The 26,815-nt window shown below is 69.7% G+C and carries 27 protein-coding genes; 16 read left to right on the plus strand and 11 right to left on the minus strand.

The window, feature by feature from the left end:
• Nucleotides 1–171 precede the first annotated feature (171 nt).
• The gene (locus GWK15_RS08880) at nt 172–687 is read left to right on the plus strand and encodes a hypothetical protein (RefSeq protein WP_168040930.1); all 516 of its coding nucleotides are present in this window, start codon (nt 172–174) and stop codon (nt 685–687) included.
• 63 nt (nt 688–750) lie between these two features.
• Entirely contained in the window at nt 751–2,307 is a 1,557-nt protein-coding gene (locus GWK15_RS08885; RefSeq protein WP_168040931.1) for an acyl-CoA carboxylase subunit beta, read from the plus strand.
• A 9-nt stretch (nt 2,308–2,316) separates the two neighbouring features.
• On the opposite strand, the gene GWK15_RS08890 is transcribed toward GWK15_RS08885, so the two are convergent.
• The 6 genes from GWK15_RS08890 to leuC form a co-directional block, all read right to left on the minus strand.
• Nucleotides 2,317–3,282: a Bug family tripartite tricarboxylate transporter substrate binding protein gene (locus tag GWK15_RS08890; protein ID WP_168040932.1), complete on the minus strand. Its 966-nt coding sequence runs from the start codon at nt 3,280–3,282 to the stop codon at nt 2,317–2,319.
• 32 nt (nt 3,283–3,314) lie between these two features.
• Nucleotides 3,315–4,205 carry a sugar ABC transporter substrate-binding protein gene (locus GWK15_RS08895; protein WP_168040933.1) on the minus strand — a complete coding sequence of 297 codons (891 nt, stop codon included), beginning with the start codon at nt 4,203–4,205 and terminating at the stop codon, nt 3,315–3,317.
• A gap of 4 nt (nt 4,206–4,209) precedes the next feature.
• Entirely contained in the window at nt 4,210–5,163 is a 954-nt protein-coding gene (locus GWK15_RS08900; protein ID WP_168040934.1) for a Bug family tripartite tricarboxylate transporter substrate binding protein, read from the minus strand.
• 114 nt (nt 5,164–5,277) lie between these two features.
• Complete coding sequence (leuB, locus tag GWK15_RS08905) at nt 5,278–6,381, minus strand: 3-isopropylmalate dehydrogenase (RefSeq protein ID WP_168040935.1); 1,104 nt, start codon at nt 6,379–6,381, stop codon at nt 5,278–5,280.
• Nucleotides 6,378–7,004 carry a 3-isopropylmalate dehydratase small subunit gene (gene leuD / locus GWK15_RS08910; protein WP_168040936.1) on the minus strand — a complete coding sequence of 209 codons (627 nt, stop codon included), beginning with the start codon at nt 7,002–7,004 and terminating at the stop codon, nt 6,378–6,380. The genes leuB and leuD overlap by 4 nt, the downstream gene beginning before the upstream one ends.
• Nucleotides 7,005–7,017: 13 nt before the next feature.
• Nucleotides 7,018–8,421 (minus strand): 3-isopropylmalate dehydratase large subunit, encoded by a 1,404-nt coding sequence (leuC, locus tag GWK15_RS08915; RefSeq protein ID WP_168040937.1) that lies wholly within the window; start codon nt 8,419–8,421, stop codon nt 7,018–7,020.
• Between the two features lie 122 nt (nt 8,422–8,543).
• Between leuC and GWK15_RS08920 the strand changes: the two genes are divergently transcribed.
• Nucleotides 8,544–9,506 carry a Bug family tripartite tricarboxylate transporter substrate binding protein gene (locus tag GWK15_RS08920; protein WP_168040938.1) on the plus strand — a complete coding sequence of 321 codons (963 nt, stop codon included), beginning with the start codon at nt 8,544–8,546 and terminating at the stop codon, nt 9,504–9,506.
• 109 nt (nt 9,507–9,615) lie between these two features.
• Here the strand turns inward: GWK15_RS08920 and GWK15_RS08925 are convergent, their stop codons facing one another.
• The 4 genes from GWK15_RS08925 to GWK15_RS08940 are packed head-to-tail and all read right to left on the minus strand — an operon-like array spanning nt 9,616 to nt 13,131.
• The gene (locus GWK15_RS08925) at nt 9,616–10,578 is read right to left on the minus strand and encodes an isocitrate lyase/PEP mutase family protein (RefSeq protein ID WP_168040939.1); all 963 of its coding nucleotides are present in this window, start codon (nt 10,576–10,578) and stop codon (nt 9,616–9,618) included.
• A gap of 48 nt (nt 10,579–10,626) precedes the next feature.
• Entirely contained in the window at nt 10,627–11,064 is a 438-nt protein-coding gene (locus GWK15_RS08930) for a TadE/TadG family type IV pilus assembly protein (protein ID WP_168040940.1), read from the minus strand.
• Nucleotides 11,054–11,578: a TadE/TadG family type IV pilus assembly protein gene (locus tag GWK15_RS08935; protein ID WP_168040941.1), complete on the minus strand. Its 525-nt coding sequence runs from the start codon at nt 11,576–11,578 to the stop codon at nt 11,054–11,056. The genes GWK15_RS08930 and GWK15_RS08935 overlap by 11 nt, the downstream gene beginning before the upstream one ends.
• Nucleotides 11,575–13,131, minus strand: a complete 1,557-nt coding sequence (locus tag GWK15_RS08940) for a pilus assembly protein TadG-related protein (RefSeq protein ID WP_168040942.1) — start codon at nt 13,129–13,131, stop codon at nt 11,575–11,577. Before GWK15_RS08940 ends, GWK15_RS08935 begins: the two co-directional genes overlap by 4 nt.
• A gap of 452 nt (nt 13,132–13,583) precedes the next feature.
• On the opposite strand from GWK15_RS08940, the gene GWK15_RS08945 reads away from it, so the two are divergent.
• The 12 genes from GWK15_RS08945 to GWK15_RS09000 all read left to right on the plus strand — a co-directional run bounded on the left by GWK15_RS08945 (nt 13,584) and on the right by GWK15_RS09000 (nt 24,668).
• Complete coding sequence (locus GWK15_RS08945) at nt 13,584–13,799, plus strand: Flp family type IVb pilin (protein WP_209442097.1); 216 nt, start codon at nt 13,584–13,586, stop codon at nt 13,797–13,799.
• Between the two features lie 168 nt (nt 13,800–13,967).
• Nucleotides 13,968–14,243: a Flp family type IVb pilin gene (locus GWK15_RS08950; protein ID WP_168040943.1), complete on the plus strand. Its 276-nt coding sequence runs from the start codon at nt 13,968–13,970 to the stop codon at nt 14,241–14,243.
• Nucleotides 14,244–14,272: 29 nt separating this feature from the next.
• A complete protein-coding gene (locus tag GWK15_RS08955) occupies nt 14,273–14,785 on the plus strand; it encodes an A24 family peptidase (protein WP_338147217.1) in 513 nt (170 codons plus the stop codon).
• Nucleotides 14,786–14,788: 3 nt separating this feature from the next.
• Nucleotides 14,789–15,649, plus strand: coding sequence for a Flp pilus assembly protein CpaB (cpaB, locus tag GWK15_RS08960; RefSeq protein WP_168040944.1), 861 nt, complete (start codon nt 14,789–14,791; stop codon nt 15,647–15,649).
• A gap of 92 nt (nt 15,650–15,741) precedes the next feature.
• Complete coding sequence (locus GWK15_RS08965) at nt 15,742–17,832, plus strand: pilus assembly protein N-terminal domain-containing protein (protein ID WP_168040945.1); 2,091 nt, start codon at nt 15,742–15,744, stop codon at nt 17,830–17,832.
• 29 nt (nt 17,833–17,861) lie between these two features.
• Entirely contained in the window at nt 17,862–18,185 is a 324-nt protein-coding gene (locus tag GWK15_RS08970; protein ID WP_168040946.1) for a hypothetical protein, read from the plus strand.
• Nucleotides 18,175–19,410: a P-loop NTPase gene (locus GWK15_RS08975; protein ID WP_168040947.1), complete on the plus strand. Its 1,236-nt coding sequence runs from the start codon at nt 18,175–18,177 to the stop codon at nt 19,408–19,410. Before GWK15_RS08970 ends, GWK15_RS08975 begins: the two co-directional genes overlap by 11 nt.
• The gene (locus GWK15_RS08980) at nt 19,410–20,777 is read left to right on the plus strand and encodes a CpaF family protein (RefSeq protein WP_168040948.1); all 1,368 of its coding nucleotides are present in this window, start codon (nt 19,410–19,412) and stop codon (nt 20,775–20,777) included. The genes GWK15_RS08975 and GWK15_RS08980 overlap by 1 nt, the downstream gene beginning before the upstream one ends.
• A 3-nt stretch (nt 20,778–20,780) precedes the next feature.
• The gene (locus GWK15_RS08985) at nt 20,781–21,737 is read left to right on the plus strand and encodes a type II secretion system F family protein (RefSeq protein WP_168040949.1); all 957 of its coding nucleotides are present in this window, start codon (nt 20,781–20,783) and stop codon (nt 21,735–21,737) included.
• The gene (locus GWK15_RS08990) at nt 21,737–22,699 is read left to right on the plus strand and encodes a type II secretion system F family protein (RefSeq protein ID WP_168040950.1); all 963 of its coding nucleotides are present in this window, start codon (nt 21,737–21,739) and stop codon (nt 22,697–22,699) included. Before GWK15_RS08985 ends, GWK15_RS08990 begins: the two co-directional genes overlap by 1 nt.
• Nucleotides 22,696–23,460, plus strand: coding sequence for a tetratricopeptide repeat protein (locus GWK15_RS08995; protein ID WP_168040951.1), 765 nt, complete (start codon nt 22,696–22,698; stop codon nt 23,458–23,460). Before GWK15_RS08990 ends, GWK15_RS08995 begins: the two co-directional genes overlap by 4 nt.
• Before the next feature lie 101 nt (nt 23,461–23,561).
• Nucleotides 23,562–24,668, plus strand: coding sequence for a glycosyltransferase family 87 protein (locus GWK15_RS09000; RefSeq protein WP_168040952.1), 1,107 nt, complete (start codon nt 23,562–23,564; stop codon nt 24,666–24,668).
• Here GWK15_RS09000 and GWK15_RS09005 read toward each other — a convergent pair.
• Complete coding sequence (locus tag GWK15_RS09005; protein WP_168040953.1) at nt 24,637–25,527, minus strand: lytic transglycosylase domain-containing protein; 891 nt, start codon at nt 25,525–25,527, stop codon at nt 24,637–24,639. The two genes, GWK15_RS09000 and GWK15_RS09005, sit on opposite strands and share 32 nt — an antisense overlap.
• A gap of 189 nt (nt 25,528–25,716) precedes the next feature.
• Between GWK15_RS09005 and GWK15_RS09010 the strand changes: the two genes are divergently transcribed.
• Nucleotides 25,717–26,688, plus strand: coding sequence for a Bug family tripartite tricarboxylate transporter substrate binding protein (locus GWK15_RS09010; RefSeq protein WP_209442098.1), 972 nt, complete (start codon nt 25,717–25,719; stop codon nt 26,686–26,688).
• The last annotated feature ends 127 nt before the right edge of the window (nt 26,689–26,815 follow it).

Here is a 26,815-nt window from a genome sequence, read left to right on the forward strand (position 1 = left end):
CTGCATGCCGGTGTCGTTTCCGATGCCCGAAGCACCCCTCGCAATGGTCGCGGCGACTCGCAAAACCCAGTATGCGCAGGATCGGGCAAGCCTCGTGGGCTTGCAAGATTCGCAGCGGCGGGGGCTTCCTCACGATGCCGGCAGAAGTGTAAGCGGAGCGTGGAGTTGCAGATGATCCGACATCGGCATGGCCTGCTCTGCGCCGCCCTGATCGCCCTGGCCGCCTGCGCCGCCGAACCGCCGGCGGAAGAACCGCTGCCCCTGCCGCCGCCGCCGCCGCCGCGCCCGCCGCTGATCCGCCCGACCACGCCGCCGCCCCCGGTCGCACAGGAATCCGAGGCGACGCCCGACACGCCCGGCGAGGCGCCGTCCCAGGATGTCGCGGCGGCCGCCGTGCCGCCCCCGGCCGAGCCGGTGCCGCCGGCCCCGCCGCCGCCGGCCTGGCGTGTGGTGCGCGACGGGGTGCTCGGCTGCGCCGACCCGGCCTCCTTGCGGCTGTTGCGCCAGGGGGCGGACAACAATCCGCGCGTGATCGCCGAGACGCGCGCCGCCGGCGGCTGCCGCACCACCTTCCGCGTCAATGCCTGGACGGTGGAGGCGCAGGATGGCGGCCTGGTCCGCATGCGCCTCACCAATGGCCCGTCCCTGACGCTGTGGTTCGCGCGCGAGGACCTCGTCGCGCCCTGACCCCGTCTTGCCGCCCTTCGGGCGCGGCGTGACACTGCGCGGAGGGAAGGGAACTCCGTGCGGATGAATTGGGAAGCCGAACTGCAGGAATTGCGCCGGCGCGAGGCTATGGCCCGCGAGATGGGCGGGCCGGACAAGGTGAAGCGCCAGCACGATGGCGGCCGGCTGACGGTGCGCGAGCGCGTCGAGGCGCTGGTGGACAAGGGATCCTTCCACGAGGTCGGCGCCATCGCGGGACGTGCCGAATACACCGCGAAAGGCGACCTCAAAGGCTTCACGCCGTCCAACTGCGTCATGGGCCGCGCGCTGGTCGATGGCCGGCCGGTCGTCGTGGTGGGCGACGACTTCACCGTGCGGGGCGGCAGCGCGGATGCGACCATCCGCGAGAAGCCGATCATGGCCGAGCGCATGGCGACCGAGCTCCGCCTGCCGATCATCCGCATGATCGAGGGGTCGGGTGGCGGCGGTTCGGTCAAGACGATCGAGACGACGGGGCGCGCCAACCTGCCCGGCGGCGTCGGCGGCACGCAACTCTACCAGCAGACCACGGCGAACATGGGCATCGTGCCGGTGGTCACGCTCGGGCTCGGCTCGGTGGCGGGGCTCGGCGCGGCGCGGCTGGCGGCGGCGCATTACTCGGTGATGACGAAGTCGTCCGCGATGTTCGTCGCCGGGCCGCCGGTGGTGGCGCGCCTCGGCGAGAAACTCGACAAGCGCGACCTCGGCGGCTGGCAGATCCAGTGCAAGGCGGGCGCCGTCGACGACGCGGTGGACACGGAAGAAGAGGCCTTCGCACTCGCTCGGCGCTTCCTCTCCTACATGCCCTCCTCGGTCTTCGAACTGCCGGCCGCGACGCGCAACCGCGACGACGTCGCGCGGCGCGACGAGAAGCTGATCTCCGCCATCCCGCGCGACCCGCGCCAGGCCTACAAGATGCGGCCGATCATCGAGACCCTGGTCGACAAGGGCTCCTTCTTCGAGATGGGGAAGTGGTTCGGGCGGCCGGTGATCACGGGCCTCGCGCGGCTCGACGGCCGGGTGGTCGCGGTGCTCGCCTCGGACCCGATCTTCCAGGGCGGGTCCTGGACCGCGGACGCCTGTTCCAAGATCATCCGCTTCGTCGACCTCGCCGAGACCTTCCACCTGCCGGTCGTCTACCTGATGGACTGCCCGGGCTTCGCGGTCGGGCTCGAGGCCGAGAAGACCGCGACGATCCGCTGGGGCGTGCGGGCGATGGCGGCGGTGAACCAGTGCCGCCAGCCCTGGTGCACGATCATCGTCCGCAACGCCTTCGGCGTGGCGGGCGTCGTGCACCAGCCGGCAGGGCGATATTCGATCCGCTACGCCTGGCCCTCGGCGCGCTGGGGGTCGCTCCCGCTCGAAGGTGGCGTGGAGGCCGCCTATGCCGCCGAGGTCGCGGCCGCCGAGGACAAGGACGCCAAGGTCGCCGAGATCGAGGAACGGCTGCAGAAGCTCCGCTCCCCCTTCCGGACGGCGGAAGCGTTCTGGGTCGAGGAGATCATCGACCCCCGCGACAGCCGGAAATTGCTCTGCGAGTTCGCGCGCCTCGCGGACCCGTTGCGCGCGCCGGGCCCGGCCGCCTTCACCATGCGGCCGTGAGGGTAGCGCCTATTCCGGCGTGATCCCCGCGGCCTGGACGACCTGGCGCCATTGCGCGACCTCGCTACGCAGCCGCGCGGCGAGGGGATCCGGGCCGCTGAGCACCAGCAGCGATCCGCGTTCCGCCATGCGGCGCGACAACTCGCTGTCCGGTGCGGCGAGCGGGGCGAGTTCCGCGTTCATCCGGCGGATCGCCTCCGGCGCCGTCTGCCTCGCCGCGAACAGGCCGAACCAGAAGGGCACGGCGTAGCCCTGGATGCTCTCCCCGATCGCGGGAACGTCCGGCAGCAGCGGCGCGCGCGTCGCCGTGGTCACGCCGATCGGGCGGATCGTGCCGGCGCGGATGTGTTCCAGTGCGAGCGACAGATCGCCGACGAAGGTGTCGATTTCACCCGCCAGCAGCGCCGTCATGATCAGCCCCGCGCCGCGATAGGGCACGTGCAGCAGGTCGACGCCCGCCTTCTGCATCAGGAAGGCGCTGGCGAGATGCGTCGCCGAGCCGATCCCCGAACTGCCGACCGACACGCGCCCGGGATTCTCCTTCGCGCGGGCGAGGTAGGCGGCGAGGTTCGCCGGGCCGTTGGCGCGCACGCAATAGACCAACGGAGCCTCGGTCACGATGGTGACCGGCAGCAGGTCGGTGAAGGGATCGAAGCCGAGGTCGCGCTTCAGCGCCGGCAGCGTCGCGACGGAATTGGATGTGATCAGGAAGGTATGCCCGTCGGTCGACGTCGCGACATGCTGCATGCCGAGCTGCCCGCCCGCGCCGGCGCGGCTGTCGTAGACCACCGGCTGGCCGAGCCGCGGCGTGAGAAAGTCCACGAAATAGCGCGCCGGCACGTCCTGCGGCCCGCCGGGCGCGAAGGGGCTGATCAGGCGCACGGGGCGCGTCGGCCAGGCGCTGCCCTGTGCCAGTGCTGGCGCGGCAACGCCCGCGGCCAGCGCAGCGCCCAGGGCGCGGCGGGTGATGGTCATGCAGGTTCCTCCCCGGATTTTCGTTGGTTCCGTCAGCCGGTGACCATGGCGTCCCAGTCTGGCAGTGGGCGCTCCTCGATCGGGACGAGCCAGGCGGCGTGGTTGGCGCGGTCGATGACCTGCGCGGGCAGCAGGATCTCGCGCGGCACCGGGATGCCGACCAGGTGGCGGAGGGCGGCCATGGCCGCGATCGCGCCCATCTTGAAGCCGTCATAGTCCATGCTGGCGAGCAGGCGGCCCCGCGCGATCTCGCGCGCCGCGTCGATGGTGCCGTTGTTGCCGACGACGAGGGCATGGCGCCCCGCCGCTTCCAGTGCGTCGAGCGCCCCGAGGGCCATCAGGTCGTTGGTGCAGATGACGCCATCGATGCGCGGATGCTGGGCGAGCAGCGCCTCCATCGCGCCGCGGCCCGGCCGGCGCAGGTAGCGCCCCGGTGCGGTGCCGACCAGCCGGATGCCGGGGGACGCCGCGATCGCCTCGCGGAAGCCGCGGCCGCGATCGCGGCTGGTCGGCGCGGTGTCCGGTCCCTCGATCAGCACCACATCGCCGCGCCCGTGCAGCGCGGCGATCAGCACCCCGGCGATGGTGCGGCCCATCGCGACATCATCCGCGCCGACGAAGGAGACGAAGTCGCCCTTCATCCGGTTGACGAAGCCGATGAAGGGAATGCCCTGCGCGATCGCCTCCGCCACCGGGCCTTCCAGCTGCCGGTCGTCGGCGGGGGCGAAGATGATGGCGTCCGGCTTCTCGGCCACGACCGCGCGCAACAGGGCGATCTGCTGCGCGGGATCGTCCGGGATCGCGGGGAAATGGCGCGTCGCCGTGGCACCCACCGCTGCCGCGACCTTCTCCACCCCGCGCAGGAAGGCCAGGTAGTTCGGGTTCTCCCCGTTCTTGGTGAAGGCGGCGAGGCGGAGGGCCATGGCGTCAGTCTCCCCGGATTCCAGCGGCGCGGATGACCTCGCCCCAGGACTGGAGGTCGCTCGCGATGCGCGCGTTGAAGCTGCGCGTGTCCTCGAAATGCGGGGTCAGGCCGTTGGCGAGCAGGCGTTCGCGGAACTGCGGGTTCTCGAGCGCCCGGCGCGTCGCGTCCGACCAGCGCGCGAGGCTCTCCTCGCTCATGCCCTTCGGGCCACAGATGCCGAACCAGCCGGCCATCTGCAGCCCGGGCACGAAGGCCGAGATCGGCCGCGCCTGCGGGAACAGCGGCGAGCCAGCATCGTCGCCCAGGGCGAGCAGCCGCAATTCCCCGCCCGTGATCTGCCGCATCACGTCGCCGAGGTTGGTGATCATGAAGTCGACGCGCCCGCCCAGGATGTCCACCACGGCGGGCGTCGCGCCGCGATAGGGCGCATGCGCGATGTCGAGCGCGGCGCGGGCCTTCAGCATCTCCACGGAAAGATGCTGCGCCGATCCCACGCCCGCCGAGGCATAGGTCAGCGCCCCGGGCCGCGCCCGCGCAGCGGCGAGGAGCGCCGGCACGTCCGGGTAGGGCCCGCGCGCGGCGACGATCAGCGCATAGGTAGACAGTGCGACGTTCGCCACACCCGTCATCTCGGTGCGCGGATCGATCGGCAGGCTGGCGCCGGGCAGGTTGGGCGTGATGGTCATGCTGCCCATCGGGCATTGCAGGACCGTGTTGCCGTCGGGGGCGGACCGCGCGACGACCTCGGCGCCGATCAGCCCGTTCGCGCCGGTGCGGTTCTCCACCACGCCGCGGGCGCCCATCAGGGGCGGGACGTATTCGGCGATCAGGCGCGCCATGAGGTCGCCGGCACCGCCGGCGGCGAAGCCGGAAATGACGCGGATCGTGCGCTCCTGCGCCGCGGCGGGCAGGGCGAGCAGCACCACCGCAGCCGCGGCGAGCAGAGTCCGGCGCATCACACTTCCTCCCTTGTCGTTGGGGGGAAGGCTAGGACAGGTGAAGGGCGCATGCGAGAGGGCGCCGCCCTCTCGCGCTCTCCCGCCAGGAAACTCAGTTTCCTGGACCTTCGGTCACGGGGCGGCGTCGAGGGCGGCGATCACGGCATCCGCCATGGCGCGGGTCGACAGGACGGGCTCGCCGGGCAGGGCGATGTCCGCGGTGCGCGCGCCGCCGGCGAGGGCGGCTTCGACGGCGGCCTCGAGCCGGTCGGCCTCGGCCGGCGCCTGCGCGGTCCAGCGCAGCAGCAGGGCCGCGGAGAGGATCGCGCCGAGCGGATTGGCGATCCCCTTGCCCGCGATGTCGGGTGCCGAACCGTGGATCGGCTCGTACAGCGCTCGGCGCCGACCGTTCGCGTCCGGCGCCGACAGCGCCGCCGAAGGCAGCATGCCGAGGCTGCCGTTGATCGCCCCGGCGCAGTCGGACAGCAGGTCCCCGAACAGGTTGTCCGTCACGATCACGTCGAAGCGCGTCGGCGCGCGGCCGAGCTGCAGCGCGCAATTGTCGGCCAGCATGTGCTCGAGCGTGACGTCGGGGAATTCCGCGGCGTGGATGGCCGTCACCACCTCCCGCCACAACGCGCCGGCCTCCATGACATTGGCCTTGTCGACCGAGGTCAGGTGGTTGCGCCGCGTGCGCGCGAGGCCGAGCGCGAAGCGGGCGACGCGGGCGATCTCGGCTTCCGTGTAGGTATGCGTGTTGACGCCGCGGCGCGTGCCGTCCGCCTGCGTCTCGATGCCGCGGGGCGTGCCGAAATACATCCCCGCGGTCAGTTCGCGCACGAAGATCAGGTCGGCGCCGGCGACGGTGCGCGCCTTGAAGGGAGAGGATTCGGCCAACGCCGGCCAGGCGCGCACCGGGCGCAGGTTCGCGAAGACGTCGAGCCCCTTGCGCATGCGCAGCAGCGATCCCTTGCGCCGCTCCTCCGCCGGGATCTGCTTCTGGTCGAGGCTGCCGACCGCACCGAACAGCAGCGCGTCGGCGGCCATGATCGCCGCCCAGGTCTCATCGGGCATGGTGGTGCCCTGCGCGGTCCAGGACGCCGAGCCGAACAGGTGCCGCGTCATGCGCAGCGGCACGCCGCGCTTCGCGACGAACCAGTCGAGGACGCGCACCGCCTCGTCGGTCACTTCCGGCCCGACGCCGTCGCCGGGCAGGACAACGATGTCCAGGGTCATCGCTCGACACTCTCCCAGGCCCAGGGGCGCGCCGCGCGGTCGGCGGCGTACCAGGCGTTGATCCGGTCCTGCATCCGCAGCGTCAGCGCGATGTCGTCCAGGCCCTCGAGCAGCGCCTCCCGCTTGCGGGCGTCGACGGTGAACGGGACCTCGTGCCCATCCGGCGTGACGACGACCTGGCGGGCGAGGTCCACCCGGGTGTGGCGGGCGCCCTGCGCGGCTTCGGTCTCGGTCGCGATCTGCCGGATCGTCTCCTCCGGCAGGGCGATCGGCAGCATCCCGTTCTGGAAGCAGTTGTTGAAGAAGATGTCGCCGAAGGAGGGCGCGAGCACGGCCCGGAACCCCATGCCCATCAGCGCCCAGACCGCGCCTTCGCGGGAGGATCCGCAGCCGAAGTTCGGCCCCGCGAGCAGGATGGGGCTGTCGCGATACTGCGGGCGGTTCAGCACGAAGTCGGGATTGTCCGATCCGTCCTTGTTGTAGCGCAGCCGTTCGAAGGCATAGGGGCCGAGGCCGGTGCGCCCGGTGCCGACCAGGCGCTGGATCGGGATGATGACATCCGTGTCCACATTCGCGCTCAGCATCGGCGCGGCGGGGCCGGAGACGGTGGTGAACTTTTCCATCGGTCGCGCCCCCTTACGCCGCGAACTGCCGGACATCGGCGATGGCGCCCGCCACCGCCGCCGCCGCTGCCATGGCCGGGGAGGCGAGATGCGTCCGCGCCCCCGTTCCCTGCCGGCCGACGAAGTTGCGGTTGGACGTGGAGACGCAGCGCGCCCCGGGCGGCACAGATTCCCCGTTTGCCGCGACGCAGAGCGCGCAGCCCGGCTCGCGCCATTCGAAGCCGGCCTCGCGGAAGGCGGTGTGCAGGCCCTCGGCCTCGGCCTCGTGCTTCACGCGCTCGGACCCCGGCACCACCCAGGCGGTGACGTGGGGCGCGACCTTGCGGCCGCGCAGCACGGCGGCGGCGGCGCGCAGGTCCTCGATGCGCGAATTCGTGCAGGACCCGATGAAGACCCAGTCGACCTTGGTGCCCGCGATCTCCTGGCCCGGCGTCAGGCCCATGTAGGTGAGCGCGGCCTCCCAGGCGGTCCGCTTCTCGGGGCTCGGGGCCTCGGCAGGGTCGGGCACGCGGCCGGTGACGGGCAGCACCTGCTCGGGGCTGGTGCCCCAGGTGATCTGCGGGGCGATGTCCCGCATGTCGATCAGCAGGTCGCGGTCGAAGCTCGCGCCCTCATCCGTCGGCAGCGCGCGCCAGGCCTTCACCGCCGCCTCCCAGGCCGCGCCCTTCGGCGCGAAGTCACGGCCGGCGAGCCATGCGAAGGTCGTCTCGTCCGGGGCGACCATGCCGATCTTCGCACCCATCTCGATCGACAGGTTGCACAGCGTCAGCCGCCCTTCGACCGACAGCGCGCGCACCGCGGACCCGGCATATTCCATGGCATACCCGGTGCCGGCCGCCGCGCCGAAGCGGCCGATCGCCGCCAGGATCATGTCCTTGGGCGTGACGCCCGGCGGGGCCGTGCCCTCGAAGCGGATGCGCATGCGCTTTGGTTTTTTCTGCGGCAGTGTCTGCGTGGCGAGCACATGTCGCAGTTCCGACGCGCCGATGCCGAAGGCAAGCGAGCCGACGCCGCCATTGGTGCAGGTGTGGCTGTCGCCGCAGACCAGCGTCGTGCCTGGCAGCACGATGCCGAGTTCGGGCCCCATCACGTGCACGATGCCATTGCCGTCCTGGCCGAGGTCGAACAGCCGCACGCCCGTCTCGGCCGCGCGCTGGCGCAGGCCCGCCAGCAGCCGCGCCCCGGTCGGGAAGGTCTCGGAGGTCCGGCCCGGCGCCGAGGACACCGCATGGTCCGGCGTCGCGAAGACGAGGTCCGGCCGCGCAACCTTGTAGCCGGCCTCCCCAACCTCCTGCAGCGCGCGCCCGCCCGAGAGGTCGTGCACCAGCACCCGGTCGCAATAGAGCAGCGACCACCCGCCGCCGAGATCCGCCACCACATGCGGGTCCCAGATCTTGTCGAACATTGTCGCGGGCATCGCCGCCATCCTCCCGAGCCTTGACGCCGACGCGAAAGCATAGCGAGCCTTCGCGTGCAGCGGCGGCATCACGCCGCGCACGACGGGTGCGGTCAAGCGCCTGCGGGAAGGGAAGAACGGCCATGGATCGCATCACCCGGCGCGCGGCGCTGCTGGGAACCCTCGCCGCACCTGGCCTTGCGCGGGCGCAGGGCGGTTGGCCCGACCGTCCGGTCCGCTTCGTCGTGCCCTACAGCGCCGGCGGCGTCGCCGACACCATCGCGCGCACCCTGCAGGCGCGCGTCGCCGAGCATCTCGGCCAGTCCTTCGTGATCGACAACCGCACCGGCGCCTCGGGCGCGATCGGCGCCGCCGCGGTCGCGCAATCCCCGGCCGACGGGTACACGCTGCTGTTCGAGGGCGCGACCTTCGCCACCCTGCCCGAAGTCCGCCGCGACCTGCCTTTCGACTACGCCGCGGCCTTCGTGCCGGTCGTGCAGGTGACGACCCAGCCCTACATCATCGGCATCCGCGCCGGTTTTCCCGCAACCGACCTAGCGGGCTTCGTGGCCGAGGCGAAGCGCCGCCCCGGCGAGGTCACCTACGGCACGCCGGGCGTGGCCCATATCGGGCATTTCATGGGGGAGGCGCTGCAGCTCGCGGCCGGCATCCGGCTCGAGCACGTGCCCTTCCGCGGCGGGGCGGACGTGGCACGCGAACTCGCCGCGGGACGGATCGATGCGGGGATCATCTCCTATTCCAGCCTCCGCCCCGCGGTGGAGCGCGGGGCGACGCTGATCGCGAGCACCGCCGGGCGGCGCCAGGCCTCGCTGCCGCAGATCCCGGTCATCGCGGAGACCTTCCCGGGATACGACATGTCCTCCTGGACCGGGGTCTTCGCGCCGGCCGGCACGCCGGCGGCGGCGATGCAGCGCTTCGGCGCGGCCATCAGCGCTGCGCTGGCGGATGCGGATGTGCGACGGCGGCTCGAGGCCGCGGGGGCGGACCCGGTCGAATCCAATCCTGCCGCCTTCGCGGAGGTCATCCGCAAGGACCGGGAGACGGCGCGCAGGATCGTGCAGGCGACGGGGCTGCGCGTGGGCTGAAAAGGGCGGGGAGAGAAGAGAACTTCTCCCCCCGAACCCCCCTCAACCTTCTTTGGAACCAAAAGCCAAAGAAGGGAGGGGGATCGGGGGAGGTTCTCCTCCCCCGACCTTATTCGGCCGCCTTCGGCGCGTAGCCCAGCCCGCCCTCGTACTTCCGCGCCGTCTCCTCCGGCAGGAACTCCGCCTCCATCTCGCGGATCCGGTCGAAGCCGGCGAAGGCGTGCAGGTTGCCCTTCGGGTGCGCCTTGAACTTCGCATCGTAGGCGGCCTCGGCCATCGGGCCGTCCTGCTTCAGCGCCATGGCGAAGTCGTGGATCGCCATGATCGCCGCGCGCATCGCCGCGCCGGGCAGGATGCAGACGCGGATGCCGAGGGCGGCCATCTCCTCGGCCGACAGGCGCGGCGAGATGCCGGTCATGTTGTAGAAGACCGGGCCCTTCACCTCGCGGCCGATGCGCGCGACTTCCTCGACGTCCTTGGGGCCCTCGACGAAGGCCAGGTCCGCCCCGGCCTCGAGGAATGCATTGGCGCGGGCGATCGCCTCGTCCAGCGACCCGCCATGGGCGCCGCGGGCATCGGTGCGGGCGATCACGACGAAATCCGGGTCGAGCGCATCGCGCGTGCGCGCGGCGGCGCGGACCTTCAGCACCGCCTCGTCGCGGGCGATCACCTCCCGCCCCGCGACATGGCCGCAGCGCTTGGGCGCGACCTGGTCCTCGAGGTGCAGGCCGGCGACGCCGCCGCGGATGTATTCCTCGACGGTGCGGACGACATTGATGGCGTTGCCGAAACCGGTGTCGGCATCGGCGATGAGCGGGACGCGCACGGCCGAGGCGATCAGCTTCGCGTTCAGCGCCATCTCGGTCAGCGTGGTCAGCCCCGCATCGGGCAGGCCGAGCAGGTTCAACGAGGTCCCGTAGCCGGACATGTAGAGGGCGGGGAACCCGGCATCCTCGAGGATGCGGGCGGACATGGCGTTGAAGCAGCCCGGGACAATCAGCGGGCGGTGCGCGTCGATCAGGGCGCGCAGGCGGGTGGTCGGGCGGGCGGGGTTACCCTGGCCGAGGCGCATGGACGTTCCTCCTTCAGCATTGGCTGGGGGGAGGGTGCCTCCGTTCGCCTACAACTGGAAGGTGATGCTCGACGAATCCTGGAAGGTGGTCGGCATGAACCCGAAGGTGTTGAACAGCAGGCGGAGCTGAACGTTGACGTTCACCGCGACGGTCACCGTGATGACGCCGCCCGAGACGGTCTGGGTCCGCGTGACGCAATTGCCGGAACTTGTACCGACAAGCCCGCCGACGGCGCCGCCCCGGTTCGTGGCCTGGACGATCTGCGCGCAGGTCGCCGTCTGCGTGCCCGCGTTGCTCGACCACATGTTGACGATGCCGTAGCGCTCGGCGTCGGCCACGAAGTTCCGCAGCCCCTGCATCGCCATGTAGTAGCGGCCGAGGTCGATCGAGGCGAGCAGCACGACGAAGAAGATCCCGCTGATGAGCGCGAACTCGATCGCCGAGGCGCCGCGGCGGCAGCGGAGGGGTTTGCGTCTAGCGGACACGGATCTCGACATTTCCACGCAGGGTCCTGAGCGGGAAGATCGACAGCGGGCTGTAGTTCCGCGTCGCGGTGATGGAGGCATATTGCTGGAAATCCGCGCAGGGCGGGGTGTCCGAGCTGCAATCGAAGGCGTAATTCGTGCCGACGGCGTTGCCGCTCTGCGGGCATTGGCACCAGGCGACGTAGGTCACGCAGACCCCGTTGCCGGCGCCATTGGTGCAACTCGGGGCGGTTGACCAGCCCGAGAGCTTGGCCAGCACGGCATCGCGCACAAGTTTCGCGTTGGATCCGTTCGCAAACGTGGTGTCGGCGGTGTTGAAACTGGTGTCGCCCGTATGGGTGAACGCGACCTGGGCGCCGGCGCGCGCGGCGGCTTCCAGCCGGATCGACTGCTGCAGGGCGGCGCCGTAATCGGCGACGCCGAGCATGATGAAGGTCAGAACCGGGAGCGTCAGGGCGAATTCGAGCGCAGATACGCCACGATCGCGACGGCGGAGGATCTTCGGGATCTTCACAGCACGAACCTCACATACCGCGTGCGCGCCACCTGCGTGCCGTTCGATTCGCAGGCGTCGATGTTCGCCCCCGAATTGCCCGAGAAGGTGATCTCGGCCGCCACGACGGCGATGCAGTTGCCCGCGGTCGTCTGGTTCATGCCCGTCGTGCCGACGAGGCGGACCTCGGCCGTCGGGGAGTAGACCGCGCCGAAGAGGGTGCTGGTCGAGTTGCCGGTGATGATCATCGTGTCGTTGGCGGAGTTGTTCACGCGCGCAAGGTCGTCACGATAGATCACCGTGCCCTGAAAAACTGCCGGGTTCGCGTCCGAAGCCGTGCCCGGAGCGATCAGGGTGAAGTTGCCGCCGCTGATCTGGATGTTCCCGACATTGTTCGAGTTGCTGCCAGTGAACACCAGCGTCACGCCAGCGCCGCCAGCGACGCAGCCGTCACAGGTGATGGTACCGGTGCTCATGGACAGGGACGCATTGTTGAAGAAGTAGGTACCAGGCTTCAGGACGAGCGTTTGTCCGCTGAGTGAAATGTTCGTACACGTCGCGACATAACTCGTCCTGGTAATGTTAAATGTGCTGGTACCGTTGCCGTTGCCATTCCTGTAGGTAATGCTTTGTTGCTGAGCGCCATTTGCATTGTAGGCAGCTAGGTAAATGGTGGCGGCGGAATTCTGGTTGTTGACCGCCCGGCCGGTCGAATCCAGGTACACCGGGTCGACGCAGGGAGAGTTGCCGGCGCCGTTGCCGAAGGTCGGCATCGCCCAGGCGTCCATGTAGGCATAGGGGTTCGGCGTCTGGGCGGAGCCGGAGGAATAGCCGCCGGGCACGCTGCCGCTCGGTACGTCTTCACAATTATAGCACTGCCCCGAGGCGCGCAGCGCTGCCGCTGTCAGATTGTTGACCGCCGAGCCCTGCACGTTGATGGACTTCGATCCCTGCATGTTCGAGGCGATGATGCAGTTCGGCGCATTGACCGTGGTGCTGCCGGCGATGTTCGTGCGGCCCTGCACCTGGCTCGTGGTCGTGGCCGGCGGGATGGAAAGCGTGCAGGCCGGCCCCCCGACTTCGAGCACCGCGATCGCCCCGCCCCAGGCGATCGGCGCGTTCCGGCTGATCAGCTGCGTCAGGCCGATGCGCTGCACCTGGTTGATGTCCACACGGACGGCATTCGGGCTGTTGCCGCTTGGGGCCGGGCTCGTGAACGTGTTGTTCTGCCAGAGCCCGGCCTGGACGACGACGCGGGTATCGCCCGCATTGGCGAGCGCCCCAGTGTCGGTGAAGCCGTTGCGGGTCGCGACCTGGGTGGCTGCCGCGGTTGCGGCAGTGGCATCGTTGAGCGACAGGCGAACGAGCCCGGCATAGGCAGCCGCGTCGGCCGCGTCCTGGGCATTGCGCCGCGTGTTCAGCCAGACCCCGGCCTCCGTCGCCAGGGCGCCCATGCCGAGCAGGACGGTCGCGCCGATCGCGAACGCGGCGCCGATCGCGCCGCGGTTCCCGAGGCGACCCGCCTTGGCTTTGCCGCGGTTCCGGATCGAACCGAACATCGGAATGCTCGACATGGCGCGAACCTTTCGCTTCGCCGGGTCGGGGTGGGGGGAGACCCGGCTCTATTTCATCTTTCTTTTACCATACCACACAGGTTTTGACGCGAGCGTGAGATTCCCCGCCCGGATACGGAAGCCAAGACGTACGTTAAGCGCGCATCGATAATACCTTGATCAGACCAGTTTTTGAGATGCTCCAGAGTTGCATCATGCCGGCGGCGCTCGCCATTTTCACGAAAAGTTGAGCGGCTTTCCGCGAGATTTGCCCCCTGAATCTCAGAAAATGATAACTCAGATCGATTTTTTAGCGTTGACGTTCGGTTAACCGATATGCTCAGTTGCAGTCGTCGCGGTTGTCCGCCCCCGGGCTGACCCGCTTCTCGTCTCCTCCGCCACAACCTGGGCGAGCGGTTGGGAGGGGCGATGAAATCGGGCTCGTTTTTTGAGATGAAACGAAGGGGATCGACATGATTCGCAAGTTCCTGGCCTCTCTCCGTGGCGCCGCTTCCGATCGCAAGGGCGTGACCGCCGCCGAATACGCCATCCTCGCGGTGGCCGTGGTGATCATCGTCGGCATCGCCGCGACGCAGTTCGGCACCGCGCTGAAGTCGGCCTTCCAGAACATCGGCAGCCAGATCAGCACGCAGCAGAGCGCCGTCAGCACGAACGTCGCCGCCCGTTGATGCGGGGCGCGCCCATCCAGGGGATTGGGCGCGCACATCATCACGCAACGAAACGGCGGGCGCGGCATGCTCCCGCCGTTTTGGCGCTTTAATCAACTTGAAGTACGGCGTCCTTGCTGTCCCAATATTGTTCGGGATCCCATCCCATCGCAGGAGCGCGTTGAGCCGATGGACACGTCTTTGAGAGCGCTGATGGCAAAGTGTCCGGGCGACGCCCTCCGGTCGCGGTTCGCGGCGTCCCTGAAGCTTATCGCCGGCCCCATGCGGGACCGTCGGGGCGTAACGGCTGCCGAGTACGCTATTCTGTCCGTCGCCATCGTCATCGTGGTCGGCATTGCCGCGGTGCAGTTGCTGGATCCGACGACGGGCGCGTACGTCTACCTGTCGAATGTCATAGGGCAGACCCAGAGCGACGTCCTGTCGGGCGTCAGCGGAACGCGGTAACGGCGCGGCCAATCCGGGATGATGGCCACGTGACCTCCGCAACAAGCATTTTCCTGACCGTTTCCATCCCCCTGCTGTGCATCGCAGCGGCGCGGGACGTGGCGACACGCCTGATCCCGGACGGGATCTCCATCGCGATCGCGGTCGCTGGACTGGTGACGCGCGGCGTCACGGGCTGGTCCGATGCGCTGATCTCCCTCGCGGTTGCGGCCGGCCTCTTCTTCCTGCTTCTTCTTCTTGCGATGCGCGGCGCTCTCGGTGGCGGCGACGTCAAGTTGATGGCGGCCATGGCGACCGGCCTGGCGCCGGCAGATACCTGGTCCTTCATCGTGGCGACTGTTATGGCGGGCGGTATTCTCGCTGTGGCATACTTATTCGCACGGCATGTCGTCCCCGAACCGAATCTCGCGCCCGGCGGAGCACTTCTGCGGCGGGTCCTTGCCGTCGAATCGCGGCGGATCCGCCGACGGGGTCCATTGCCGTACGCGGTCGCGATCGCGGCCGGCGGTGTTTTCCTTCTCTTCTCCTTGTCGAGGGCCTGACCCATGTTCCTGCGGCTTCTCGTCGTCCTCTCCCTCCTGTTGAGCGCGACCGGCCTCGCGATCATCGGCATGCAGCTGATGAACCCCGGCGCCGATGGGCAGCAGGTTGCCCGGGTCGAGGCGCCCCCGGCCGTCGCGCCGGTTCCGAAGGTGCGCATGCTGGTCGCGGCGCGCCCCTTGTCGATCGGCACGCTGCTCAAGGATGACGACTTCCAGGAACGTGAGGTCGCCGCCGACCAGGTGCCGGAAGGCGGTTTTACGCAGGGGACCGAATCCCGCACCGAGTTGCGTGGCGCCCTGCTGCGCCGCTTCATCGATGCGAACCAGCCGGTGATCACGACGGATGTCCTGAGGCCGCGCGACCGCGGCTTCCTCGCGGCCGTTCTGCGGCCCGGCACGCGCGCGATCTCGGTCGGCGTGGACGTGGTCACGGGCGCGTCGGGCCTGATCTGGCCGGGTGACGAGGTCGACCTGATCCTGACGCAGAACCTGCAGGGCGGGAACGATCAGCCCGGCCGGCGCGTGGTGGGCGAGACGATTCTCTCGGCCGTGCGCGTCATCGCGGTCGACCAGCAGATCAGCCATAGCGGGGCGGACCAGACCGCAGGGCGCGTCGTTGCCCGCACGGTGACGCTCGAGGTGACGCCCGAGCAGGCGGAACGTGTGGCGGTGGCGACACAGCTCGGGCGGATCTCGCTCGTTGTGCGCTCGATCGAGGGCGTTCCCGAGGCGACCGGTCCAAGACCCTCGCTTGTGTTCGGTTCCGATGTATCCTCTGCATTGACGGGACCGCAGGCGCCGGCGCCGAGCACGCGGATGCGCGTGATCCAGGGCGGGACCCAACAGGAGGTGACGTTTCGATGAGCGTGACGAGATCCACCGCCCCCTGGACATCGGCATGTCGCACGGCGTGGCGTAGCTCGGCTTTCGCGCTTCTTGCCTCGGTTTCCCTTCTGGTGCTTGTGCCTGGCGAGGTGCCGGCGCAGTCGGCCGATGGCGCAGCGGCGGGAGCGGCGCCGCAGGTCGGCGTGCGCGTCGGCAATCATCCGGGCTATGGCCGGGTGGTCTTCGACTGGTCCACCCAGACCTCCTACCAGGCCGAATCGAGCGGCGACGGCCTGACCATCCGATTCGCGCAGCCGGCGCGCGTCGCGGTCGGCGGGGTCGGGATGTACCCGCGCAACGTCACGGGCCTGAGCGCCGAAGGTGATGTCGTCCGGATCGAGGCGCGTCCCGGCGTGCGGTTCCGCCATTTCCATCACGGGCCCAAGGTCGTCGTCGACATCCTTGATGCGACGGCGACGCAGGCGGCGGCTGCCCCGACCTCGGAGAGCATCCTCGCGGACCTCTCGGCCGCAACGCGCCTGCCGGTCCCGGCTTCGGCGCGCGCCGAACCGGCCCCCACCGTCCTGGCGAGCGCCGGTCCCGCCGTGCTAGCGAGCCAGCCGGCCTCCGCCCAGCGCGATGCCGCGATGCTGCCCATCGCCGACGTGCCGCTCAATGCAGCGCCGCCGGCGCCGCAGATGGTGCAGATGGCGCAAGCCGGCCCGCAGGGGACCGTCCGGAGCACGATGCCGACCGCGGCACCGCTTCCGCGTTCGGGCTTCCCGCTGGTGCAGCAGGCCCAGGCCCAGCCCGCCCAGATCCCCATGCCGGGCAGCGTGCCGGTGCCGGGTGCGACGCTCACCCGTCCAATCGTGCTCGAGCAGGGGTCCGGCCGCCTAGTCGAATTGCCGTCGGCGGCGGTGACGGTGCTCGTGGCTGACCCGCGAATCGCCCGCGTGCAACCGGCCTCCCCGACCAGCCTTTTCGTCATGGGCGTGAATGCCGGCCGGACGAACCTCATCGCGACGCGCGAGGACGGATCGCTGGTCGCGGAGTTCGACATCACCGTCCAGGCGAGTGCGACAGGTGCTGCCCAGGCGGCCCCAGCCGTGGCGGCCGCGCCGGCGGTTTCCGCCGGCCAGGTCCAGAGCATGATCCGCCGCATGGTGCGCGGCGGGCAGAATGTGCAGGTGCAGATGGTCGGTCGCGGCGCGATCGGCCTGTCGGGCATGGTGCCGACCGCCGCCGATGCCCAGCGGGCCGAGGCGATCGCCAAGGCGATGGGCGGCGAAAGCCGCGAGGTGATCAACAACCTCACTCTCCTGTCCGGCATCCAGGTCAACCTGCGGGTCCGGGTCGCCGAGGTGTCGCGAGAGGTCACACGTGACCTTGGCTTCAACTGGCTCGGGACCTTCAACGACGGCACTTGGCGCGTCGGCGTGCGCACCGGCGGCGGCGTCGTCGGTTCGGTGCTGAACGCGCTGCAGAATGCGGGAACGTCGGGCGGTGGCCTGATTGGCCTTGGTTTCCAGAGCGGCAATTTCGACATCAACGGGATCATCGATGCCCTGTCCCAGGACCGGCTCGTTACGATCCTGGCCGAACCGAACCTGACGGCGCAGTCTGGCGAGGTTGCCTCCTTCCTGGCCGGCGGCGAATTTCCCGTGCCGGTCGCGGCTTCCAACAACAGCAGCGCACTGACGGTCGAATACAAGCAGTACGGCGTGAGCCTTGCCTTCATTCCAACCGTGCTGTCGCCGGAGCGCCTCAACATGCGCGTCCGGCCTGAGGTGAGCGAGTTGTCGAACGCCAACGCCGTCACCTTTCCGATTGCCGGTGGCACGGTCACTATCCCGGGTCTGACGGTTCGGCGGGCTGAGACGACCATCGAAGTCGGCAGTGGCCAGAGCTTCGCGATCGCCGGCTTGTTGACCCGGAATTCGGCCTACAACAACTCGGGCCTCATTGGGCTCGGCGAGATCCCGATCCTCGGCGCCCTGTTCCGGTCTGACCAGTTTCGCCGGAACGAGACGGAGCTTGTGATCATCATCACGCCGTATCTCGTGCGGCCGGTGTCGGATCCGCAGGCACTCGCCACGCCGCTGGACACTTTCCGCCCTGCAACGGATCTCGAGCGCATCCTGCTGCGTCGCCAGACCGGTTCGGGCGCTCCTTACCGTCAGATCAGGCCGCCTGCCGCGGCCGGCTTCATCGTGGAGTGACGCGGATGTCGATGCGAGCTGGACCGATCGTGGCACTGGCCATCCTCACGGCATCCTGCGCGCCTGACACCTATTTCCCGCCGAACGACTATGACCGGGCGGGAACCTGGCAGGCGCAGGGGATCAACGATCGCAACCTACGCGCCATGGTTGCGGATCCGGCGCATCTGCAACAGGGCGTGGGCGCAGCGACGGATCGCGGCCAAGCGGGCGCAGCTGCCGTGAACCAACAGGAGCAGGGGCGGATTCCGCGTCTTCCGGCCGGCCTGACCACTACTGTGGGCGGCGGTGGCGGTGGCGGTGGCGGCGGCGGCGGCGTGTCCAGTGGCGGGAGCGGCGGCAGTGCGCGCTGACCGCCTACCGCTGCACGAAGTTCCCGATGCCACCCGTGGCGGTGCGGTCATGTCGGCCGACCGGCCTGCCCTCGTTGTCTTCGTCGCCGACGAGGCGAGCGAAGCCGCGATCCGGGGTGGGCTCGGCGACGTGCTCGGGGCGCAGATGCGCCGGGGCACGGTGCGGACGGCCGTCAAGGTTCTCGAGAAGGAAACGACGCCGCGCGTCCTGATCGTCGACATCAGCGGCGTGGACGACCCCTTCGCGGCTCTCGACGATCTCGCGGGCGTCTGCACGCCCGACGTCCGCGTCCTCGTCGTCGGCGAGCGGACGGAGATCGGCTTCTATCGCGACATCACGCGCAATGTCGGCGTGCACGAATACCTGCACAAGCCGCTGACCCGCGACAACGTCGCCCGCCTGTTCGCCCCGCATGTGCAGGGCGGCGGCGATGGCGGACATGACCGTGGCGGCCAGATCACCGCGGTGTGCGGCGCCCATGGCGGCGTCGGGGCGACGACGATCGCCGTGAACCTGGCGCTCGAACTGGAAGAGGTGACGCGCAGCCACGTCGCGCTGCTCGATCTCCATCTGCGGGGCGGCACGGCGGCGATGATGCTCGGCGCGCGCGTGACCTCCGGCCTGCGCATCGCGCTCGAGGAACCCGAACGCGTCGACTCGCTCTTCCTCGACCGCGTCGCCGTGCCGATCAGCGAGCGCGTGCGCCTGATCGCGGCCGAGGAGCCGATGGAGGCCGACGTCAAGCCGACCGAGGAAGGCGTGCGCCGGATCCTCGACATGCTGCGCCAGCGCTTCAACCACGTGGTGGTCGACGTGCCGATGCCGCCTGGACCGATGGAACGTGCCGTGCTGCAGCGCGCGCGCCACGTCGTGCTCGTGATGGCACCTGAAGTCGCGAGCATCCGCGATACCGTGTCGATGCGGAAGCTGGTGACCGCGACCGGGTCGCCCGGCCGCGTCATCACGGTACTGAATGGGCTCGGCCGTCGCGGCTACCTGCCGATCAAGCTCGTCGCCGAGGGCATCGGCGGTCCGCCCGAGGTGGTTATTCCCGACCTGCCGAGGCAGCTGCCGCGTGCGGCCAATCTCGGCCGGCCGGCCCTGAAGGACAGCCCGCCGCTGCGGCGCGCCCTCGCCCAGCTGACGCAGGAGATCGCCGCGGTTCGCACGACCGCCAGCCAGCGCTCCTTCTTCGCGCGGCTCTTTGGACGCGGAGGCAGCTGATGCGACCCTTCGGGCGCCGCTCGGAAGGCAACAACGCCCTTCCGGTTCCGTTGAACACCGACATGGAGATGCGGTCGGTCAACGTCTCCGCGAGCGACATCGCGCTCTCGGAGAGTGCAGAGCTCGCCCGGTTGCGGACGCTTGTCCTCGAACGCATTGACCCGGTCGTTGCCGGCGAATTGCCGCCTGCCGCGCTGCGGCAGCAGCTCGATGCCCTCGTCCATGAACTCGCGAGCCGCGAGCGCATGGAAATCTCCGCGCGGGATCAGTCCCGCATCGCGGAGGAAATCGCCCGCGACATGGTGGGCTACGGCCCGCTCGAGCCGCTGCTCGCGGACGACACCATCAACGACATCATGGTCAACGGCCCGGACAACGTCTTCGTCGAAGTCCGCGGCAAGCTGATCCGCACCAATGTCCGCTTCCGCAGCTCGGCGCAGGTCGCGGCCATCGCTCAGAAGATCGCGGCCACCGTCGGCCGGCGCGTCGATGAATCGAGCCCGCTGTGCGACGCGCGCCTGCTCGACGGTTCCCGCGTCAACATCGTCTTCCCCCCGCTCGCGCTCGATGGCCCCTGCATCTCGATCCGTAAGTTCGCCAAGAAGCGGTACGACCTCGGCTCGCTTTGTTCAAACGGATCGATGTCGCCGGCGGTCCAGCGCATTCTCGAGATCGCGTCACGTTGCCGGCTGAACGTCGTCATCTCGGGCGGCACCGGCTCGGGCAAGACGACCATGCTCAACGCCATGAGCCGCCTGATCGACCATGGCGAACGCATCGTCACCATCGAGGACGCCGCCGAACTGCAGCTGCAGCAGCCGCATGTGGTGCGGCTCGAGACGCGTCACGCCAACCTCGAAGGCCGTGGCGAGATCACCGCCCGTGACCTGGTCCGCAACGCCCTGCGTATGCGACCGGACCGGATCATCGTCGGCGAGGTCCGCGGTGCCGAGGCCTTCGACATGCTGCAGGCGATGAACACGGGCCATGACGGGTCCTTCTGTACCGTCCACGCCAACTCCTCGCGCGATGCGCTGACCCGTATCGAGAACATGGTGATGATGGGGCAGTCGACGCTGCCCTCACGCGCCATCCGCACACAGATCGCCGCGGCGGTCGACGTGATCGTGCAGATCGAGCGCATGCGTGACGGCGGCCGCCGCGTGTCGCAGGTCTCCGAGATCTGCGGCCTCGAAGGCGACGTCATCACGATGAACGACATCTTCACCTTCCAGTACGAAGGCGAGAACGCCGACGGACGCCTGCGCGGCTCGTGGGTCTCCCCCGGCATGCGGCCCGCCTTCGTCGAGCGGCTGTCCTACTTCGGCATGCTCGACCCCTGGATGCGCGCCCTCCAGGACGCCTGACCCATGGATCGCGGCATCCTTCTGCTGGTCGGGGCGCTCCTGACGGGCGCGCTGGTGACTGGGCTTCTGTCCTATGTGAAGGCTGGGCAGGCGCGACGGCTGAAGGAACGCGTGGCGGCGGCCGGTACCCAGGTGCAGGTCGCGGTGGCGACCGACCTCCCGAGCATTCGGCTCAAGACCACGGAAAACCTGCCATTCGTGGACCGGGTGCTGCGCTTCCTGCGCTTCAATCCGGACATGCCACAGGAACAGGTCGTTCCCTGGCCCGTTGTTGTCGCGATCGGCGCGGTGATCGGCGTCGTCGTCGCCTTCTATTCCAGCCGCCTGTTCGATCCCGTGCTGGCGCTGCCCGTGGGTATTGGCTCGGCCATCGTCACCATCCGCGGTGTCTTCACCTGGCAACATGGTCGCTACGTCGATCAGATCTTCCAGCAGATCCCGGACGCGATCGGCCTCATGGTCCGCGCCGTGCGCGCCGGGCTTCCGGTCGGTGAGGCGATGCGCAGCGTTGCCACCGAGCTCTCTTCGCCGCTCCGTGACGAGTTCGCGCGCATGCTGGGCGATGTCGCGATCGGCCGCCCGGTCGATCAGGCCATGATGAAGCTGTACAAGCGCACGGGCCTGACCGAGTTCTCCTTCCTCGCCGTGACGCTCGGCATGCAGCAGCAGACCGGCGGCAACCTAGCCGAAACCCTCGACAACCTCGCCGACACGGTGCGCAAGCGCGTCGCGCTCAGCAAGCGCGCGCGTGCCCTGGCGGCCGAGGCGCGCATGCAGGCCGGCATCCTGATGGCGCTGCCGCTGGTGGCAGTGCTCGCCATGGCGAACATCCAGCCCTTCTACCTGGACAACATGTTCGGCACACCGGGCGGCCGCAAGATGGCGACGGTCGGTATCGGCCTCGCGGTTTTTGGCTTCTTCGTCATCCGCTGGATGATCAAGAAGGCGGGGTCCGACTGATGAACTTCGCCGGCGTGGAGATCGATACGGGCGTCATGGCCGTCATCGTCGTGGTGGCGGCCGTGGTCATGGCGATCTCGGCTGCCATCGTCCTCGCGCGCGGCGCGGAGGAGAAGGACCTCACCAACCGCCTGCGCGGCGTGACGCGGCCGCAGGGCGCGCAGGACGATGCGGCGCTGGCCGCTGCCGGCGCGGTCGCGCCGCTGCGCAAGCTCGGCGAAGCCTTGCGCAACACTGCCCTCGTCTCGCCGAAGGACATCGAGGAATTCCAGCTCTCGATCGCGGCGGCGGGGCTCAATGCGCGCGCGGCCGTTCCTGTGTTCATCGGCGTCAAGGCTGTGCTGCTGATCGGCCTGCCGCTGCTCGGCGTGCTGTATGGCATCGTCAACGGCATGAACGGCCCGAAGATCGCCATCGCGGCGCTGATCGGCATCTTCTTCTCCGTGTTCGGGCCTAACCTTTTTCTGACCTATCTCAAGCGCAAGCACCAGGAATCGCTCCGCAAGGGCCTTCCGGACGCACTCGACCTCCTCGTGGTGACGGCCGAGGCCGGGCTCGGCATCGAGACCGCGCTCGACCGCGTCGCCCGCGAGATGGAGAACACCAACCGGCCAATCGCAATCTCCTTCATGGTTCTCGTGCAGGAATTGCGGATGCTGCCGGACCGCCGGCAGGCGCTCGAGCGTTTCGCGCAGCGCACCGATTTCGAAGGCTTCCGACGCCTCGCCGGGACGCTGGCCCAGACCCTGAAATATGGCACGCCGCTCGCCCAGGCGCTGCGCGTGCTTGCCGCCGAGATGCGCAACGACCGCATGATCCGCATCGAGGAAAAGGCGATCCGACTCCCCGCGCTGCTCGTCATTCCCCTGATTCTGTTTATCATGCCGGCGGTCTTCATCGCGCTGGTCGGCCCCTCGGTGATCGAGCTTTCGAAGGGCCTCTTTCAGGGTATTCAGCAATGATCCAGTCCCTGGCCGCCCGGGTCTGCATGGGTGTCGCCGCCGTCACGCTCGCGGGCTGCGCAACCGACGAGATCCGCAGCCCCGATGCCGGGACACGGATGCGCGTGGCCGCGGCGGCCGAAGCGAACGGCCAGAACGACATCGCCCTGTCGATGTACGGCGCGGCGGCGGCCCGCGATCCTGACAATGCTGAGGCCCAGGCCCGCTTCGCGATGGTGCTGCTGCGCACGGGCAACCGTCCGCAGGCCGAGCGTGTCCTCGCCGCCGCGATCGAGCGCCGGCCGAGCGATCGCCGCCTTGCCGTGATGCTCGGCCGGCTTCGCCTGCAGAACGGCGCGGCCGGCGAGGCCCTGTCCCTGTTCGACCGCGTGCTCGCGTCCGATTCGCGCAACGTTGATGCCCTGGATGGCCGGGGCGTGGCGCTCGATCTCATGGGGCGTCATCCGGAGGCCCAGGAATCCTATCGCCGGGCGCAGGCGCTCTCACCTGAATCGATCTCGGTTGCGAATAACCTGGGCCTCTCCCTGCTTCTGGACGGGCGCCCGGATGAAGCGCGGGCGGTTCTCGAGCCCTTGGCTCGGCGCTCGGACGCGCCGCAGCGGGTGACCGCCAACTACGCGATCTCCCTCGCCGCGACCGGCGACGAAGCCGCCGCCCGCGCGGTCCTTGGCGAGGGCAGCGGCGATCTCCGTGCCCTGGCCGATACGCTGCGCGTGAACCGTCAGGTCATCGAGGTCACGCCGACCGACGGCCGCAGTTGAGCGGTCGGTTGCCCCCTCCACGGGGCACCGTGTTCACAAGCCGGCGGGTCGCGTTCTACGGGGCGATCGTCTGCGCCTCGTACTTGGCGATGCTCGCGGCGATGACCGTGCTCGCCGATCGACCGACGCGCGTCGATTTCATGGCCTTCTACGAGGCAGGCCGGCTGGCGATCGAGGGCCAGGCGGCCAAAGCCTATGACTGGGCGCAGGTCCGCCCGCTGCAGGCCGCCTTGCTTGGCGTTGATGAGCAAGAGGTCGAAACATTCCTAGGCTGGATCAATCCACCTCATTTCCTGTTCGCCGTCCTGCCGTTCTCGTTGTTACCGTTCGGCTGGGCATGGTTCCTCTGGGCGGTAGCGACGGCGCTGTTAATGGCGATCGCCATCCGCAGCGTCTTGCCCGAGGCTGCGACTCCCGCCTGTATCCTCGCGCTCTGCGCGCCGGCAGTCTTCACCTGTGCGTCCGTCGGGCAGAACGGGCTTCTGACGGCGGCGCTTATGGCCTGGACTTACGCGCTGATGGATCGCCGCCCGGTCTTGGCGGGCGTGGCCCTCGGGTTGTTGACCTACAAGCCGCAGTTCGGGCTGCTGCCGCCGCTGATCCTGGCTGCGACCGGTCGATGGCGCGTCTTCGCCTCGGCAGCGACGACCGCCATTGCCGCCTTGTCGGCGGCCGTTCTCGTCTTCGGCCCGGGGATCCTGGAGGGCTTTCTCGAAAGCGTCGCACTCAGCAACGATCGCTACCTGGCAGCGGCGAATTCCGTGCTGCCGCGGATACAATCCGTCTTCGCGCTGGTGCTCGGCATCACCGAGCTACCCAACACCGCCTGGGCCGTGCATCTCGCTTTCGCCACCGCCGTTGCCGCGATCGTCCTGCGCCTCTGGCTCCGCCGCCCTGAAGGGCCCGAGGAGGCCCGCGCCACTGCGGCGATCGCCGCCTCCTTCCTCATGACGCCCTATACCTGGGTCTACGACGCGCCGTCGTTGGTCGTCGCCGGGGCCCTCCTCTGGCGCGCCGGCATGCGCCAGGGCTACCTCGCCTGGGAGAGGCCCTTGATCGTGCTGGCCTGCGTATCGACCCAGGTCATCGCCTTCACCGGGCCGCATTCGGCGATCGTCCCGGCCTCCTGGCTGGTCCTGCTCGCCCTCGCCTGGCGCCGCGACCGCGCCTGGCGGCTCAGCCAGGGGCCGAGCGCGACGCCGTCCTGAGGCACATGATGCGCGGCCGGGCGGGCTGCTGCGCCCGGCCCTGCAGCCGCAATTCCACGTTCGGCACGGCCACGACCGGCCGGAGTGACGGCGCCTGCGCGCCAATCAGCAGCACCGCACCGCGGCCCGACGCACAGAGCCCCGCCATCGCCGGGCCGGGCAGGGGGATCACGCCCGGCGCCGGGCCGGGCACGAAGCCCTGGCCGCTCATCGCCGCCATGACCCGCTGGTGGTAGATCAGCCCCCGCTCGGGCGTCGCCGAGTGGTAGCGCGCCGTCGCCTGGGCCCAGTCGCCGGTTTGCGCGTAGAGCGACTTCAGGTAGCGGACCGCATAGGCGACGTTGGTCGTCGGCTCGAAGCCGGCATCCACGCTCGGGAAGGCGTCGGGGTGGTGCAGCAGGTTGATCTGCATGCAGCCGATGTCGATCGACCGCGTCCCGGCGGCGAGGCGGGACTGCACCTCCGCCACCGCCTCGGTGCGGCTGCCCATGTAGCGGCCTTCGCCGGCGGCGTTGAAGGACCAAGGCCAGGGCTGGACGCCGCCGGCCGGCGTGCGGCGGCCCGTCTCGACCCGCGCGATGGCGCCGAGCAGCCCCGGCGGCAGGCCGGAGCCGGCCTCGGCCGCGGCGATGGCCCGCGCGCAGGCGTCCCAGGGATCGTCGGAGGGCGGGCGCGGCGCCGGGGCGACGGCCGCGGCGGTCTGCGCCCGCGCCCGGGGCGCCTGGGCCGGGCGCGCCGGCGCGGCCGCCTCGGACCGTTGCGGGGCGTTCGCCTCCGCGGGCGTCACGGCGAGGATGGGAAGCAGCAGGCCAAGCAGCCTCAGGGCGGGGCGGGGGACCGGCAGCATGGGCCCGGTCATGGACTGCATTCCCGCGCCGGGTCAAGCATCGGCGGCCCGACCGACGCCCTCGGCTCCGTCAGACGTGATCGCCGTGTCACGCAGAACGATCCGGCCCCCGCGCGCCAAGCCGCCCCAATACCCAAGGTGGACAAGCGCTTGCGCGATTGCGAGGGTGCCGCCCAACCAAACCGTCCGGAGGAACACGCCATGGCCCTCATCCTCGCGCGCCGCGCCCTGCTGGCCGCGCCGCTGCTCGCCCCCGCCGTCCTGCGCGCCCAGGGAGCCTGGAAGCCCAGCCGCCCGGTCACCATGGTCGTGCCCTTCGCTGCCGGGTCCGGCACGGACACCGTCGCGCGCATGCTGGGATCTCTGTTGGAGCAGGATTGGGGCATCCAGGTGGTGATCGACAACCGGCCGGGCGCGAACGGTGCGATCGCCGCGGTGGCGGCCGCGCGGGCCGCCCCGGACGGCCACACCGTCATGATCACCACGAACAGCCCGCACGGGGCGACGCCGGCGCTGATGAAGCGCCCGACCTACGATGCCGTTGCCGATTTCAGCCCGCTCAGCCGGATGGGGACCTACATCTTCGTCTTCGCGGTGAACGACCAGGTTCCGGTGCGCTCGATGCAGGAGTTCCTGGCCCTGGCGAAGACGCAGCCTGGCCAGCTGACCTGCGCGTCGGGCAATACGACCGGCGTGGTCGGGGCGGCCATGCTGAACCGAATCGGCGGCATCGACGTCACGCACGTCCCGTATCGCTCGAGCCCGCCCGCCATGACCGACGTGATCGCCGGGCGCGTCACCTCGATGTTCGCCGACGTGGCGTCCTCCCGCGCCTTCCTGCAGGAGGGCAGGCTCAAGCCGCTCGGCATCACCTCGGCGCAGCGCACGCCGCTGTTCCCCGACTGGCCCGCGCTGTCCGAGGTCGGCCTGCCGGGCTTCGAGATGCTGTCCTGGATGGGCGCGGTCGGCCCCGCGCGCATGCCCGAGGAGGTCGTCGGCGCCTGGAACGCCGCCATCCGCAAGGTCTGGGACCGGCCGGAGACGGTCCGCCGCCTCGGCGAGGTCGGCATCGAGAAGGTGACGACCACCCCGGCCGAATTCGGCGCCTTCATCCGCCAGCAGATCGCCTTCTGGGGCGAACAGGCCCGCGCTGCCGGAATCGAGCCCGAATAACGCCCCTGTCCGGCCACATCCGCCGGCGACATGCCGGTCATCGCGACCTGCCGCTTGTGCATTGCAACGGGCGCCCCCACCTCAAGCCATGCGAGCGGCGGGGGAGGCCGCGCGCAACGCCCATAAG

It is taken from the genome of Neoroseomonas oryzicola, assembly GCF_012163135.1.
Classification (GTDB): Bacteria; Pseudomonadota; Alphaproteobacteria; order Acetobacterales; family Acetobacteraceae; genus Neoroseomonas; species Neoroseomonas oryzicola.